This is a genomic window from Paenibacillus sp. Leaf72 (assembly GCF_001422685.1).
Classification (GTDB): domain Bacteria; phylum Bacillota; class Bacilli; order Paenibacillales; family Paenibacillaceae; genus Pristimantibacillus.
Genome location: NZ_LMLV01000012.1, coordinates 238,234 through 252,588, shown reverse-complemented (window position 1 = coordinate 252,588; position 14,355 = coordinate 238,234). Strand labels below are relative to the sequence as shown.

At 51.0% G+C, this 14,355-nt stretch carries 12 protein-coding genes; 4 read left to right on the top strand and 8 right to left on the bottom strand.

The window, feature by feature from the left end:
• Positions 1-77 precede the first annotated feature (77 nt).
• The 3 genes from ASF12_RS15865 (at position 78) to ASF12_RS15855 (ending at position 2,496) form a co-directional block, all read left to right on the top strand.
• Positions 78-953 (top strand): carbohydrate ABC transporter permease, encoded by an 876-nt coding sequence (locus ASF12_RS15865; protein WP_056036462.1) that lies wholly within the window; start codon positions 78-80, stop codon positions 951-953.
• Positions 954-979: 26 nt separating this feature from the next.
• Positions 980-1,813 (top strand): carbohydrate ABC transporter permease, encoded by an 834-nt coding sequence (locus ASF12_RS15860; protein WP_056036461.1) that lies wholly within the window; start codon positions 980-982, stop codon positions 1,811-1,813.
• Between the two features lie 257 nt (positions 1,814-2,070).
• Complete coding sequence (locus tag ASF12_RS15855) at positions 2,071-2,496, top strand: DUF1878 family protein (protein WP_056036459.1); 426 nt, start codon at positions 2,071-2,073, stop codon at positions 2,494-2,496.
• A gap of 15 nt (positions 2,497-2,511) precedes the next feature.
• Here ASF12_RS15855 and ASF12_RS15850 read toward each other — a convergent pair whose 3' ends face one another.
• The 3 genes from ASF12_RS15850 to ASF12_RS15840 all read right to left on the bottom strand — a co-directional run bounded on the left by ASF12_RS15850 (position 2,512) and on the right by ASF12_RS15840 (position 6,019).
• On the bottom strand, positions 2,512-4,293 hold the full coding sequence (locus ASF12_RS15850) for a WD40 repeat domain-containing protein (protein ID WP_056036457.1): 1,782 nt from the start codon (positions 4,291-4,293) through the stop codon (positions 2,512-2,514).
• 160 nt (positions 4,294-4,453) lie between these two features.
• Positions 4,454-4,969 carry a GyrI-like domain-containing protein gene (locus ASF12_RS15845; RefSeq protein ID WP_056036454.1) on the bottom strand — a complete coding sequence of 172 codons (516 nt, stop codon included), beginning with the start codon at positions 4,967-4,969 and terminating at the stop codon, positions 4,454-4,456.
• 117 nt (positions 4,970-5,086) lie between these two features.
• Positions 5,087-6,019, bottom strand: coding sequence for a helix-turn-helix transcriptional regulator (locus ASF12_RS15840; protein WP_056036452.1), 933 nt, complete (start codon positions 6,017-6,019; stop codon positions 5,087-5,089).
• Between the two features lie 125 nt (positions 6,020-6,144).
• Here ASF12_RS15840 and ASF12_RS15835 point away from each other — a divergent pair, with 125 nt between their 5' ends.
• Positions 6,145-6,864, top strand: a complete 720-nt coding sequence (locus tag ASF12_RS15835; RefSeq protein WP_056036450.1) for a 3-ketoacyl-ACP reductase — start codon at positions 6,145-6,147, stop codon at positions 6,862-6,864.
• A 233-nt stretch (positions 6,865-7,097) separates the two neighbouring features.
• Here the strand turns inward: ASF12_RS15835 and ASF12_RS15830 are convergent, their stop codons facing one another.
• From ASF12_RS15830 to ASF12_RS15810, 5 genes are all read right to left on the bottom strand, one after another.
• Complete coding sequence (locus ASF12_RS15830) at positions 7,098-7,883, bottom strand: ankyrin repeat domain-containing protein (RefSeq protein WP_056036448.1); 786 nt, start codon at positions 7,881-7,883, stop codon at positions 7,098-7,100.
• A 321-nt stretch (positions 7,884-8,204) separates the two neighbouring features.
• Positions 8,205-10,733, bottom strand: coding sequence for a glycoside hydrolase family 3 N-terminal domain-containing protein (locus ASF12_RS15825; protein WP_081418843.1), 2,529 nt, complete (start codon positions 10,731-10,733; stop codon positions 8,205-8,207).
• 162 nt (positions 10,734-10,895) lie between these two features.
• A complete protein-coding gene (locus ASF12_RS15820; RefSeq protein ID WP_056036446.1) occupies positions 10,896-11,906 on the bottom strand; it encodes a DUF3829 domain-containing protein in 1,011 nt (336 codons plus the stop codon).
• A gap of 185 nt (positions 11,907-12,091) precedes the next feature.
• The gene (locus tag ASF12_RS15815) at positions 12,092-12,382 is read right to left on the bottom strand and encodes a hypothetical protein (protein WP_056036444.1); all 291 of its coding nucleotides are present in this window, start codon (positions 12,380-12,382) and stop codon (positions 12,092-12,094) included.
• Between the two features lie 85 nt (positions 12,383-12,467).
• On the bottom strand, positions 12,468-14,168 hold the full coding sequence (locus tag ASF12_RS15810) for a methyl-accepting chemotaxis protein (RefSeq protein WP_056036442.1): 1,701 nt from the start codon (positions 14,166-14,168) through the stop codon (positions 12,468-12,470).
• Positions 14,169-14,355: the final 187 nt, after the last annotated feature.

Sequence of the window (14,355 nt, the reverse complement as noted above, 5' to 3'; positions counted from 1 at the left end):
CTGCAAAAGAGAAGAGAGATGGGGCGCGGCCGCTTTGCCCGGTCCGCTCCATCTTGATTCGCAAGGAGGAATGAAGCTTGAAAATCGGCGTATTAAAGCCCTGGCTGTTCGTGTTTCCCGCTCTTTTCATTTATATAGCTATTATCTTTATCCCGACGCTCTACACGCTGTATCTCAGCTTCTTTAACTGGAACGGCGTTGCGCCAGTGAAAACCTTTGTCGGCTTAAGCAATTATACTGATCTTTTGCTGCACGATTCCGTCTTTCCAAGAGCGGTCGCCAACAATCTGTTATGGACGCTCGGCTCTTTGACAATCATTATGGGCATCGGCCTGATGCTGGCGATTTTATTGAATCAGAAGCTGAAGGGACGCATTGTGTTTCGGGGCATTTTTTATTTCCCTTACGTATTATCCGGGGTCATCGTCGCGACGATCTGGACCTGGATGTACAATCCCATGCAGGGATTATTCAATAAAGCGCTGGAGCTGATCGGGCTCGGCAGCTGGGCGCAGGCTTGGCTGGCGGAGCCGAAATTCGCCCTCTATGCCGTGTTCGTTGCTGCTGTCTGGAATGGCGTTGGGCAGCCGATGGTGCTGTTTCTCGCTGGACTGCAGACGATTCCCCAGGACCCCTATGAAGCGGCGACGATTGATGGTGCCAAGCCGCGGCAAATGTTCTGGTTTATTACCGTTCCCCTGCTGCGGGAAACGTTTGTTATTGTCATCGCCATCACGATGGTATCGTCCATGAAGGTATACGATTTGATTTATGCGATGACGGGCGGAGGCCCGGCGGAAAGCACCCATGTGCTGGCTTCGTGGATGTATATTCAGACGTTCAAATTTGCCAATATCGGCACAGGCTCAGCCATTTCCATGTTTTTAGTTCTCATTTCGCTGATCATTATTATTCCGTATGTTTATTACACGACTAAAAAATCGCATTTGTAATATAGAGGAAGGATGGTGTCCAACCGATGGAACAGCGCGTTCATCCCGTCAGTAAGGCACTTAAATATGCCCTGATCGCAGTATTAGCAGCCATCTTTCTGCTGCCCGTTTTATTCATTGCCTTTACGGCGCTAAAGTCGAGCAGCGACTTGCTGACACGTCCTTTTTATATGTTCCCCGAAAAGCTGCAGTGGCACAATTTTGTACAAGCTTGGGAGCAAGGGCGCATGAGCATGTATATGAAAAATACAGCGTTTATCGCCTTAATAAAGGTTCCCCTTGGCATTTTAATCGAAGCGCTCGCCGCCTTTGCTCTGACGCGGCTGGCTTTCAAGGGGAGCGAGTGGCTCTTCGCCTTGTTTCTCATCGGCATGATGGTTCCGATGCAGGCTACCCTCGTGCCGCTCAATATGATTCTCAACAAGCTTGGGCTTGTCGATACGTATCCCGGCATCATTCTTATTTATTTGGGCTTCGGCATCCCGTTTGGCATTTTGATTTTGCGCGGATTTTTCCGCACGATCCCCAAGGAAATTGACGAGGCTGCCCTGATTGACGGCTGCGGGGTCATGGGAAAATTTTTCAAAATCATTATTCCACTATCAATGCCCGCCATTGCAACGCTGTTTATCTTTGATTTTATGGCAACGTGGAATGAATTTTTGCTGGCCCAAATTTTTATTACAAAGGATTCAATGCGCACCATTACGACAGGGCTGCTGGCATTCCGCGGCCAATATTCGGCGAACTACCCGCTGATGAACGCAGGCGTGCTCATTTCGGTCGTGCCCGTACTCATCGTCTATGTCGCGTTTCAGAAATACTTCGTATCCGGCCTTGCTGGATCGGTCAAAGGCTAGAACTGCCCTTTGCGGGGAGAAAGAGTCTTCGCTGCGCGAAAAGGGATTGCTTCCAATCGCCATTATCGCTGCGTTTCCTCGAGCCTAAACGGATAAGCCGTTGAAACGCAGAGATATAAGCGAGTGCTCACGCTTTTACAACTACCCCTTTTCACTTCGCTGCGACTTTTTCACCGCCATTAAAACCGACGCAATCATTTTTGGAGTATACTGGAGAAAAGACCAGACTGTGAAAAAAATAAGGAACGGAGAATTCGATGAATGTGCATGAAGAAATAGAACGGTTGAAATATCAAATGAAGCTCATGAGGACGATTATTTCCAAAGATGAGTTTCCCTTCTACCTTTTTCTATTGGATCATGATTTTACGGAGCAGCAGACAAGAGCCCTGCATGATGTGCTGTATATATTGAATCATCGCATGAAGGGAACTGCCGCCGCTAGGGATGAGCATAGCATCAGCTTTTATAACGCAAAGGTTGCCGACATAAAGCTGCGTAACTCGTTATTTTCCAGTCCAAACCATCCTTTATTTTCCGACGCCCCACCATCCTATCGTGAGTTTGCTGCCTACGCTTCGGCTGTTGTGCCCCAGGATGTAAACCCCGATTATTTGCTGATGGCTCTGAACAATCAGGGCGTTTATCCCGAGCTATGCCAGCTGCTATTAAGTCAAAAATAGGGCCTCTCTCAGCAATTAGCCGAAAAACCGCACCTTGCCTTTAAAAGCGATGGCGCCAGCGGCCCTATCGTCAGCTAACGCGCTCGGATTTTGCAAAATAGCTGTGGAATTGTGCCATTGGTAAGGGTCCAGCCTTTTTAGCTGCTCCAGCGTACTCAGCCTGCGGATTTCCAAGACCGGGCCGGTAAGCACCCATAGCTCATCGTTTTGTTCGTGAATAGCAAGCTTGGAAGCGACAGAGCGCTCAATAGCGGCCGTATGCAGCTGCTGTGCCCGCTCCACATCCCAAACGCTGAGCAGGCCCTGTTTCCAGCGGCTATGATCCTCTGCCGAAATGAGCGTTCCTCCATCTTCACTGAACGTTATGGCACTGACCGTAACGCCCTCCTCCAGCACAATCGCCCGCCGCTGAATCGTATAGACGCCGCCCCATTCACTCATGCTGATTAATTTAATCGTATGATCGCTTGCCGGATAAGCAAGCATGGAGCTTCCATGGGCAAAAGCAATCGTATTCGCCAAAGCCATGCGCCCATGGTCTTGCACCGTTACAAAATCATGATCGAAATAGACGATACTGCCGCTATTCAGCTCCCATACAGCAACCTCCTGGCCAATAACGCCGACCGCCAGCATCCGCTCATCCTCGCTGAAGGCAACCGCACCGATTCGCCCTTCGCGAAACGTGTGCTGCAGCACACATCGTCCGCCGTTTATCTCTATTACAAATATAGTATGGAAGCACGACATATCCGCCCCATCTGCATACGGAGTCACATCGCCCTCTGCTACCGGGATAACGACGGCATAACGTCCATTGCTGCTAAAGCTGACATGCGAATACAAGCCATGAACATGCCCGTCAACATGCGGGGATTGAATGTCCGTACAGAGCTCCCAGTGCTGCTCCAGCTCACCGCTATGCACATGAAAAAGATCTACGACACCAATTCCACTGCCCACCGCCAGCAGGCTGGAGTCTGGACTAAAGCACAATGCCGCTCTAGCTACTCCCACTTTGCTTTCTGGACGCTCGCCTACAGCTTCGCCATTTTCCCTATTGATTACGGCTTGAAGCTGACCATCCGCTGTATGCCACACGCGGACGATGCCGTCTTCATAGAGGACGGCTGCCAAGCTGCCCTCGGCATTCAGCGCCAGCTCGCAGATGCCGCTTTCTTGCCCGCCTGCAAGCTCCCCGAATTGCTGGAAGGTTGAGCTGCTGCGATCAAGCTGCTCCCACTCCATCCGGGCTTCGCGAATGGCAATCCACTGCTCCAATTCGTCTAACCGCTTTGCAATGAAAGGCGTACAGCCTTCCTCGCGCTTGGCTAAGTGCAGCTTCTCTCCCGCATCCACCACGTTGTAATCCTCATAATCCATCAGTGAAAAATAATAATAAATCGCCGCCCGCAGCTGCGCATCAAGCTGTGCGCCATATTCCATTAGCCTAGCGAAGCCGCGCACGGCTGCCAGCCTGCTGCCCAGCGCATAATCCAGCGCTGAACGGATGAAATTCAGCTGATAATTGGCGGTATAGCTGTGACTATAAATGCCATTCCACGTATACAGCAGTGATTGAAGCGCTGGGTAATGCGCCTCTGCTTCCTCCGCATGCCCGCTGTAAAGCTGCGCTTCCACATATAAGTAAAGCGTATCAAAGCCTTCCTGGCAGCCCGCTTCACTTCTAATATCAGCGGGAATGGCTGCGGCCTCCTGCAGCGCTTGAATGGACCGATGAAATTCACCGGTCCTGTTCCATTTTTTTATTTGTTCCAGCTCGCTTCTGTTGACCATTCGCCTTCCCCTTCCAATCTATCCGTTATCCTCTCATCCTGCATAGGCACACCTGCACACAGCCAAGCTTGCCGAGCAACAAGGAAAGGCGATTCATCCAGTGGCGGGGCATACGGCAATTACATGACGCATTCGCGTCTAACGTAACGCTTCACAGCATTCAGCTTTTGATGGCGATATAAATACGAACGACTGCTTCCCCGTCCTGATAATCGTTTTGATCATACCGCTCAAAATCGCCCGTATACGCCCGCTGCTCGGCAGCTGTCTCATAATAAGCCCAAATTTCCTGCCAAGCTTCAATGACAACCTGCGGCATAGGCCCTCTTCTCGTCTCGAAAACCCGGTACAGGGAGCTCGGAACAACGATTTGCTGCATGTTTGCAGCGGCAGATGCCCCTGTTGTTTCTGTTGCTATTGGCAGGTCTAAATCATAGGTATGTCCGATGAAAGCCGTGTAAGCGCCGCTTGCATCCGTTTCATAATCCGTATATACCCCATAAATGAATTCGTCCTGAGCTTGGGCCTTATTGGCGTATGCGCCTTCCAACTGAAAATATTGTGTCCAGAGCGCAGGAATGCGCCCATTCGGCCCCGCTTCCTCCTGATTCGTCGTCCGAACGCCAATGCCCGTCAGCTTCAAGGCCTCTTGCTGCTCCAATATCGATTTCATCATGTCATTTCCTCTTTTCCGTAAGCAAGGCGGCTAAGGCGTGCGCCGTTCACCATGCTTACCTAGATTTACCCAAAGCTTATCGCATCTTATCAGACAGCTATATGTCCGGATTATAAATTAATATAATTCAACTATAAGCTGCGCTCTGCGCTTTATCTCTTCAGCAGCCCAAGAGGGCTCCAGCACCTTAACATGCTGACAGAAGCTTAGCAGCAAGCCGTAAAACCACTCATCCAGCGAAAAAGAGCCCGTCACCTGCAAGCTGCCATCTGCCAGCTCGGTAATAAACACGTTTGGAAAAGCATCATATACGCGATGCTTGACCTGCGGCTGAAAGTGCATAAGCATCGGCGTCTCCTGGTCTGCCCCCCAGTCGCTGCGCCAGATCAGCCCTTCCAGCTGCGGCGACTGCCGCGGCTCAAAGCCCTCCAGCAGGAGCGACAGGCTCAGTATTCGCGTCAAACGAAACATGCGAAAGCCCTGCTTCCTGCGGCAATACGCCTGCAAATACCAAATCGAGCCTTTCATGATAAGGGCTGCCGGCTCAACCTCCCGCTCGCTTTCTGTCCCCGCCGAGCTGGCATAACGCAGGCGAGCCACCTTGCTCTCTGTAATCGCTTGTTGGAGCAAGGCCAGCTTGGGCTTCAATTCCAGTCCCGATCCCCACGACTGCAAATCGAATACGAGTTCCTCGCCCTGTCTGGCATGCTCTTCATGCGCAGCTTGCGGCAGCAGGGCATTCACCTTGGCGAGCAGCTCATGATAAGCTTGATCATCTAGTGCCGAAGCAATTCCCTTCACTGCAGCAAGCAGCGCCTTCCATTCCTTCGCGCTCGCAAGCTGCCGATTCAGCGTGTATTGCTCCATAATTTCATAGCCGCCGGCTGCGCCGTGATGCGAGGCCACAGGAATGCCAGCTAAACCGAGCGTCTCCATATCCCGGTAAATCGTTTTTACAGATACCTCAAAACGCTCAGCAAGCTCGGTCGCATTCCACCGCTTCCTGCCAAGCAGCAGGACGACGATGCCGAGCAATCGATCTATTTTCATATGTACCCACCTGACTTATTGCATTCGCCCGCTTATTAGGGCTTATTTGTATTCCGGTTATTGACAGCTTTATAATGGAGAGGAGAAATGAGAAGCAATTCCCCTAAAGAATGGAGAGATTAATGATGACACTAAGCGGAAAAACAGCGATCATTACCGGCGCGGGCAAAGGCATCGGGCTTGCTATTGCCCATGCACTCGCGAAGGAGGGCGTAAGCCTTGGACTTATTTCCCGAACCGTATCCGATTTGGAGACGCTCGCCGATACGCTGAAAGCCAGCTATTCTATACAGGTCAGCCTTGCGGCTGCCGATGTATCGGTTAATCAAGAAGTACAAGCAGCTGTTGCCTCGATTACAGAGCAGCTTGGCCCTATTGATATTCTAATCAATAATGCAGGCATTGCCAAATTCGGCACCGTGCTGGATATGGACCCGGAAGAATGGAAGAGCATGATGGATGTCAATTTATACGGCACCTACAATGTGACTCGCGCTGTACTGCCAGCGATGGTTGCCAGAAACAGCGGCGAAATCATTAATGTGGCTTCCACAGCGGGAGAGCGCGGCTTCGCAACGGGCTCGGCTTATTGCGCTTCCAAGTTTGCGGTGCTGGGCTTTACCGAATCGCTGATGCAAGAGGTGCGCAAGCATAATATTCGCGTAACGGCTCTTACGCCAAGCACGGTCAATACCGAGCTGGCTACGAAAGCTGGCCTCAAAATCGGTGATGAGGACCGCATGATGCAGCCCGAGGATGTTGCAGCTCTGGCGCTCGCGGCTATTTCGCTTCCGCCACGCGTCTTTATTAAGACGGCGGGTATTTGGACGACGAACCCGCAATAAAGTTGTTTCAGCAGGATTGGTTGGCGTTGTCCAATGAAAATAAAGCTTTAGACTGAGATGCCTGATCTAACGCGATTTATGAGCATAATAATCGCCAGACCATAAAATGAAACAGCGGCGGACTAAGACTGAAAAATAAAGTCTTAGACTGCCGCTGTTTTTATTGAATTAACATATTCGTCAGCTTAATCCTAAGGAACACTAGCTTGAGGCTCTGCAACCATATTGATCCTTCACAATTCGCTGGCAGATTTGGCGCCTTGACTATGCAGCCATTGAACCAGATCAGTAGCAGAACTACGTTGCGCTGCGTCCAGCGGGGTCAATCCATCCCAAACCGAAATCCAGTTCAGTTCAGCACCTCGGCCGAGAAGGTACTCTGCAGGGCGCTGTTGTCCGCCGTGGCAAGCGCACCAGAAGGCGACGGTAACCTTGCCTGGTAGTGAAGAGCGACTTGCTCCCCAAGGGTATCGCTCTGAAAGTGCGGAGCCGGCGAAGTAAGCCTCAATTGCAGCCAATTGTCCTAGCGCAGCTGCATGCCAAAGTGCGATTCTCGCTCCGCGTTCAACCAACCTATGCGCTGCCCGCCACTGTGCGAACGCTACTGCATCGTCTAGCGGTGTACCGCCTGCGATTACTGCACCTGGCGCTTCGATATCGGCACCAGCATCAAGAAGCGCGTCAAGCACTTTAATGTCATCGCAACTCGCAGCCCAATGAAGCGGTGTCTCGGTGTGCGATCCAGTGAACCGAGCGTTCACCTCCGCGCCGAACTCGACTAACGTACTTACAGTATCCGCACCGTGAGGAAAGTGACCGGGCCAGTCGGTCACGACATGCAAAAGTGTTCGGGATGTTCTACAACTATTGTCTTCGTTGTTATTGTCTCTGCCGATAATTCTTGCCGCAGCCAAGCCCGGGTTCTCTTCAAGAAGTCGTTTCAACGATGGGGTATCGCCAGTGTGGATCGCTTTAACAGCACTTACTGCCAGCGTTTCATCTTCGTAAATAAATGCCATATCCAAATCTCCTCACACAAATTTAAGCCTCGTAAATTCGCCATATTTGAAGTATTCGTGGAATGATAATAATGTCCTGCCCGTTGGCTTAACGCCCATATCTTGTTCATGCGGATATTCGCAGCCGCGGCATGGCTCCATTCGCACAATTGTGGGCTAACAATCGTATAACGACGCAAAAAAAGACAAGGGGCGAGGGATTCACCCTCTTCCTTGTCTTTTTCCATGTCTATTTCATAGCTATCTTAGGCTGATGGTTCCTCTTACTCTAAATGTTATGCTTCCGCTTCCTTTAGGCTTAAAGCGCTCTTGAGCTTGAGGCTATTCCAGCCATTCAAACCCCGCTGCCAGTGCCGCTCTTGAGCTTCCGCCTACGTACACCTTAAATTGCCCAGCTTCCACCTCGTGGCGCATAGCGGCGGTCGTAAATTTCAAATGCTCTTCCGAAAGGGTGAAGGACACTTTACGACTTTCTCCCGCCTCCAGCGTCAGCTTCCGGAACCCTTTCAGCTCCTTCACCGGACGAACGACGCTGCCGTGAACGTCCTGAACGTACAGCTGTACGATTTCTTCCCCAGCTCTGCTGCCTGTATTCGTCACCGTGACGGCGACCTCCATCGTATCTCCCGCCCGCAGCTCAGAACGGCTAAGCGCAAGCTCTGAATAAGCAAATGTCGTATAGCTGAGGCCGTAGCCAAATGGATACAAGGGCTCATTCGGGCCATCGATGTATTTAGAAATAAACTTCTGGCCGCTATTGCTCTCCGTCAGCGGACGGCCGGTTCGGTAATGATTGTAATACACGGGCACTTGCCCCGTCTTGTATGGAAAGCTCATCGTCAGCTTGCCCGATGGATTGTAATCGCCGAGAAGAATATCCGCTAAAGCATGTCCAGCTTGTGAGCCGAGGAACCAGCTTTCCACTATCGCAGCCATGTGGTTATCAAACCACTCCAGCACCAATGGACGGCCATTGGTCAAAAGGAGCACGACAGGCTTGCCTGTCTGCGCTATGGCCTTAGCCAGCTCCAATTGGGCTTCCGGCAGCGTCACATCCATACGCGATGCCGCCTCGCCAGACATATCGCTGCTCTCGCCCAGCGCCAGCAGCACGATATCTGCTTTGCACGCCTGCTCCACTGCGCGCTCGATGCCTCCGGCCAGCGGCTCATGCACGCCGCAGCCTTCTGCATACAGCAGCTGCTCCGGTGCGAAGCCCTTCGCTGCCAAGCCTTGCAGCAGCGTCGCCGTTTCACTCGCGTAATTGGAAAACTGCCACGGCCCGAGCAAATCCCGGCTTGCCGCGAACGGCCCGATAACCGCCAGCTTGCGATCTGGGGCAAGCGGCAGCACGCCGTTATTTTTCAGCAGCACGATGGATTTGCGGGCTACGTCACGGCTAGCCTCCAGATGCTCGGGCGACAAATAATGCTCGTAAGCTTCTGCCGGCCTCACATAACGGTAAGGGGCATCCATAATGCCGATTTTAAATTTATAGGTCAAAATCCGGCGCACCGCCGCATTCAGCTGCTCTTCCGTCACTTTCCCTTCTGCCAGCAGCGCTGGAAGATGCTCCTCATACAGTCTGGTCACCATTTCAATATCCATCGTCGCATGCAGCGCTTGCGCAGCAGCCTCTTTGCCATCCTCAGCAGCGCCATGAATGACCAGCTCATCAATGGCCGCATAATCAGAGATCAGCATGCCCTCAAACCCAAGCTCCTCGCGCAGCAGATCGCGCAAAATGCGAGCATTTCCAGCAATCGGGATGCCGTCATACAAATTAAAAGCATTCATGACCGATCCGGCTCCCGCCTCAATGCCCGCACGGAATGGCGGCAAAAACACGTCACGCAGCGTACGCTCGGATATATCGACCGTATTGTAATCACGGCCTGCCTCCGCTGCTCCATAAGCAATAAAATGCTTCAAGCAGGCAATCAGCGTGTCCTGATCCAGCAGGCTTTCGCCCTGAAATCCCTCTACCTGCGCTTTGGCTATAGCAGCGCCCAGATACGGGTCCTCGCCCGCTCCCTCGACTACCCTGCCCCATCTGGCATCGCGTGTAACATCGACCATCGGTGCATGATTGTACGTAATGCCGGAAGCGGCGGCTTCTTTGGCCGCAATGGCGCAGGCTTTGCGAATCGCCTCCATATCCCAGCTGCACGACCAAGCTAGCGGCACTGGAAAAATCGTCTGATAACCGTGGATCACGTCGGCATTAAACAGCAGCGGAATACGGAGCGGCGACTGCTCGACCGCAATTTTTTGCAGCTCCAGCACCTGGTTCATATCGAATGCGCCCAAAATGGAGCCAATCTTCCCTTTTGCGATCAGCACCTCAACCGGCTCGCTCTCCACATCTCCGCCGAACGAAAAGTTGGACGCGCCGACCTGGCTCATTTGCCCGATTTTCTCCTCCACGCTCATTCGGCCCAGCAGCAGCTCTACCTGCTCGCGAATTTCCGCATCCGTTCGCTCAATGACTGCCCCGCCCTGTACCTCAGCAGCTTTCGCTAGAAGTGATGCATGGCGGAAGGACGGATGTCCCTTCCTGCCTTCAAGCGGAAATGGACCGCCAAACGGCAAAGTCACCGTGCCTGTGAGCAATGTTTCTCCAAATATAAGCTGAACCGTCATATCTGCTCCAAACATCCCCAGATATCCGGCTGCCTTAAGCTCATTACCGCTGCTTCCCTCCGCTTTCAGGCCGCCAGCCTCAAAGCTGTATATGCCCGGTACCGAATGCACCGCAAGCCTGTAGTCGCCAGCCCACTCCTCTACCGTAAAAATAAACAGCGTGGAAGCTTCCCCCATTTTCACATGCCCATGCCATACGCCCTTCATCGCTATCATCCTCTCTTCATTGAAAGTGCTGCATTAGATTAGTTTGACTATAACCCGTATGCCTGCGCACTCACTACCGATGAGACGACTTTTTGCTAGCACAATTGCGACTACAATGCGGCATAAGCAAGCCGCCGCACCGCCTGCCCAGATAGAATGCAGCTAATTATATATTTTCAATTGAATATTGGTATTATAGCTGTCCACCAAAGCAGAGACTTGTCTGTCATAAGTGGCAAGAATATCGTTTTGGCCGCGTGCTTTCACAGAGCCTTTGCTCAAGCTGTCGATTTCCGTATTGCCCTTCTTGAGCGTTTCTAAAATATGTGCGGATGCGGTTTTGACATTTTGCAAGCTGTAATCAAACACCTCAACCGTTGTCCACGCCTCCTTCTTCCGGCGCTCATCATCCTTCGCATATTCGTAAAAATGGTCCATATCCTCAATCAGCTGCTTATGCAGCTCCTCGTAGGCCTTTAAATCAAAATCGAGAATATGATCCATATCTATATTTTGCTTATAAAAAGCATCCTGAATGTCCTGTGCGCGTATCAGGGTACTCATTGCATAATAACGGATCAGGCTGTCCGCCTCTTTCAACGCCTCCAAGCTTTCCTGCTTGCTCTGACCCGTGACCTCTTCCAAGTCGGTTAAAAAGCTTTCCACAAGCAGCTCAAACTGCTCATTCTGCTCAAGTAGCCGAGCATGCAGCTCTCCCCCCTGCTTAAAGCTGTCCTGCTTGTACGTTCCAGCATCATAATAATCGCTGATCTCATTCAACGTATTCATCATTTCGATCATATGTGGAATCAGCTCCTTGAGTGATTCGTCCGCCGCTCCAAAGGAGGGTTCGGCAGAAGCGAGCTCCAGAGTTGCCTTTTTCGCTTCAATAGAGGAAGGGGGATACGGCATATTTTTGTAGTCGTCGAGATAATTTTTCGTATCCAGCTGCTGCCCCGTACCGAAAGTGTTGAAATATTGCTTGAGTGATAAGGCAAAAATACCGCCATTCACTTCATTGGCAAGATCGATGTAGGCATTATGTTTCTTCGTCTCCTGTGCATCGGCGGCTGCTTGCCCGGCACTTCCTTTACCCCCAGTGGTTACAGAAACTCCGCAGGCCGTTAATGTGAATAGCGTAATACCTAGAAATAAAACCATTATCTTTTTCATAATTCCAATAATCCCCTCATTATCATCTTTTAAATACATTATTATGTATCGGTTGGGGATATTCATTTGTTTATTCATTCATAAAAAATGCATATTTATATTAAATGAGATTTCATTGCTTTATATAAAAAAAGCTTCCGAAGTCGCCAAAATGGCGCTTCGAAAGCTTCATTTCCTTATACTGCTTAATCAACATAACCGGCTACGCCTTGATCCATCAAATATTCCATTTCCAGATCAAGAATCGTCTCAACCGCAAGCTCGTCCAGCTTCACATCACGCTGCTTCAGGATATAATCGACCAGCTCATCGCTGTCAACTTCGACCTCGCCAGAAGCGTTCTCCTGCGCGTTGTTAATGAAGGTCATTTCATGCTTAAGCACCAGCTTCACATCCGCTTCGGACGCCTTCGCTTTACTCGTTATGTAGGCGATCAGCTGCTGCTCGTCGATTTGGTCATTTTCTTGCTCGCTCATCTGTCATCATCTCCTCATGGGCTGTCTAATGCCATTGTATCACAATGGCCCCTTCGTATCTAAGCATGCTCAGCAGATACACAACTTAAGCCTGCTCCTTCTCAAAAGTAAACTTCTGAATCTCGCCCCGCAGCACATTCGCCATATGGCTCAGCGCTTCGGCCGAAGCTGAAATTTCCTCCATCGATGCCAGCTGCTCCTCGCAGACGGCCGCCACGCTTTGGGAGTTGTCCGATATGTTATTCGCAAGCACGACCAGTTGCTCCTCGGTTGCAAGCTGCTGCTCTGTCGAAGCGGCCAGTTGCTCCGCCGATGCCGATACTTCCTGCACTTGGTTGGTTACCGTACGAATAGCCGCATATACCTGCTCAAAAGCTTCGCCGGTCTGATTCATATAAGCAGTGCTGGACTCAACCTCTCCAGATCCCTTCTGCATGGAAACAACTGCGCCGTTCACCTTGTCCACGATAGCACGAACAGAAACCGCGATTTTATCGGATGCTTCGCCTGTCTGCTCAGCCAGCTTTTTCACCTCGCCTGCAACGACGGCAAAGCCTCTGCCGCCTTCCCCTGCCCGTGCCGCCTCGATGGAAGCATTCAGCGACAGCAGGTTTGTCTGATTGGCAATCTCGCGAATAAACTGTGTAATTCCCTCGATCGCCCGCGATTGCTCGCCAAGCTCGTAAATGACAGCAGCGGATTGATCAATCGTCAGGTGGAGCTGCTTCATTTGGCCAATCGTCTCGCCGAGCAGCGCACTGCCGCGTTCTGCCTGCTGCAAGGCAAGCTCGGACGATTCCGAAGTAACCGCAGCCGAATCGGCAATACGCTGAATGCTGATGGCGCTCTCTTCAATCGCCTGCTTATTCTCATTAATGCTGGTTGACTGCTGATCCGATGCTTCCGATACCTGCTGCACGGACTCTGCTATATGGTTGGAAGCCATTACCGCCTGCTCCGCCCCGCCGGACAGCTCCTTCGATGCCGCTTCAACCTCCATCGCGTTATGATTGATGGTCAGCATCAGCTGCCGCAAATGATGCTTCATTTTATTAAAATCCAGAGCCATCGCCCCGATTTCATCCTTCTGGCGCAGCACAATATCCGCTCCCGTCAGGTCGCCATCTGCGATTTGCCGCGCTGCCTGGGCTACCTTCTGGACAGGACGGGCAATCATTTGTCCAATGAGCACCGCCAAGGCGATACCAAGGACCATGGCAACGACAATTGTCGTCATAATGATCGATTGCACTTCCCCTACTTCCTTCGTTAAGGCTGCTTGGCCTTCACTCAGCTCTGACTGTTGAAAATCCACCAGTTGATCCGCTGCCTCTATCAATTGCTCCGCAATGGGCGAGCCTTTCGTCTCTACCAGCGTTACGACCTCATCCATATTATCCTGTTCCTTGGCCGCAATCATTTCCTCTGATACCGTCTTGTATTCCGCCTCCAGCTGCTTGAGCTTCGCTGCCAGCTCTATCGAGACGGGATTTTCGATGGAGGCTTCCAATAACTTCATCGTTTCAGCAAACAGCACTCGATCTTCGTCATATTTATCTAATTGCATGGAGTTTCTAGTAATGATATAACCCCTTACACGATTGGATTGATCCGTTGAATGCTGCTTGAGCTCGTTGACCCACAATATTTTCTGCACATGATCACTCAGCAAATTCTGGTAAGCCTTATCCAGTGCCGTAAACTGAAACCAGCTAATCATTCCGACTGCCAAAGTAAGCAATAATACTGCTGCAAAACCTGTAATTAGCTTTTTTCGAATGTTCACAAGAAAGCGCTCCCCTTTATCATATGTATTAGTTCTCTATACCTATTAAACCACTTAATACATGCCGAAACACCTAAATTCAACAAAGTTCGACTTTTGGACACGAATTATACCCTTTCTTCTTGTTTCGAATTCAGTTAGAATGTTTCAATGTGCGTTAGAAGTCGGCGAATACGCATGAAACAAA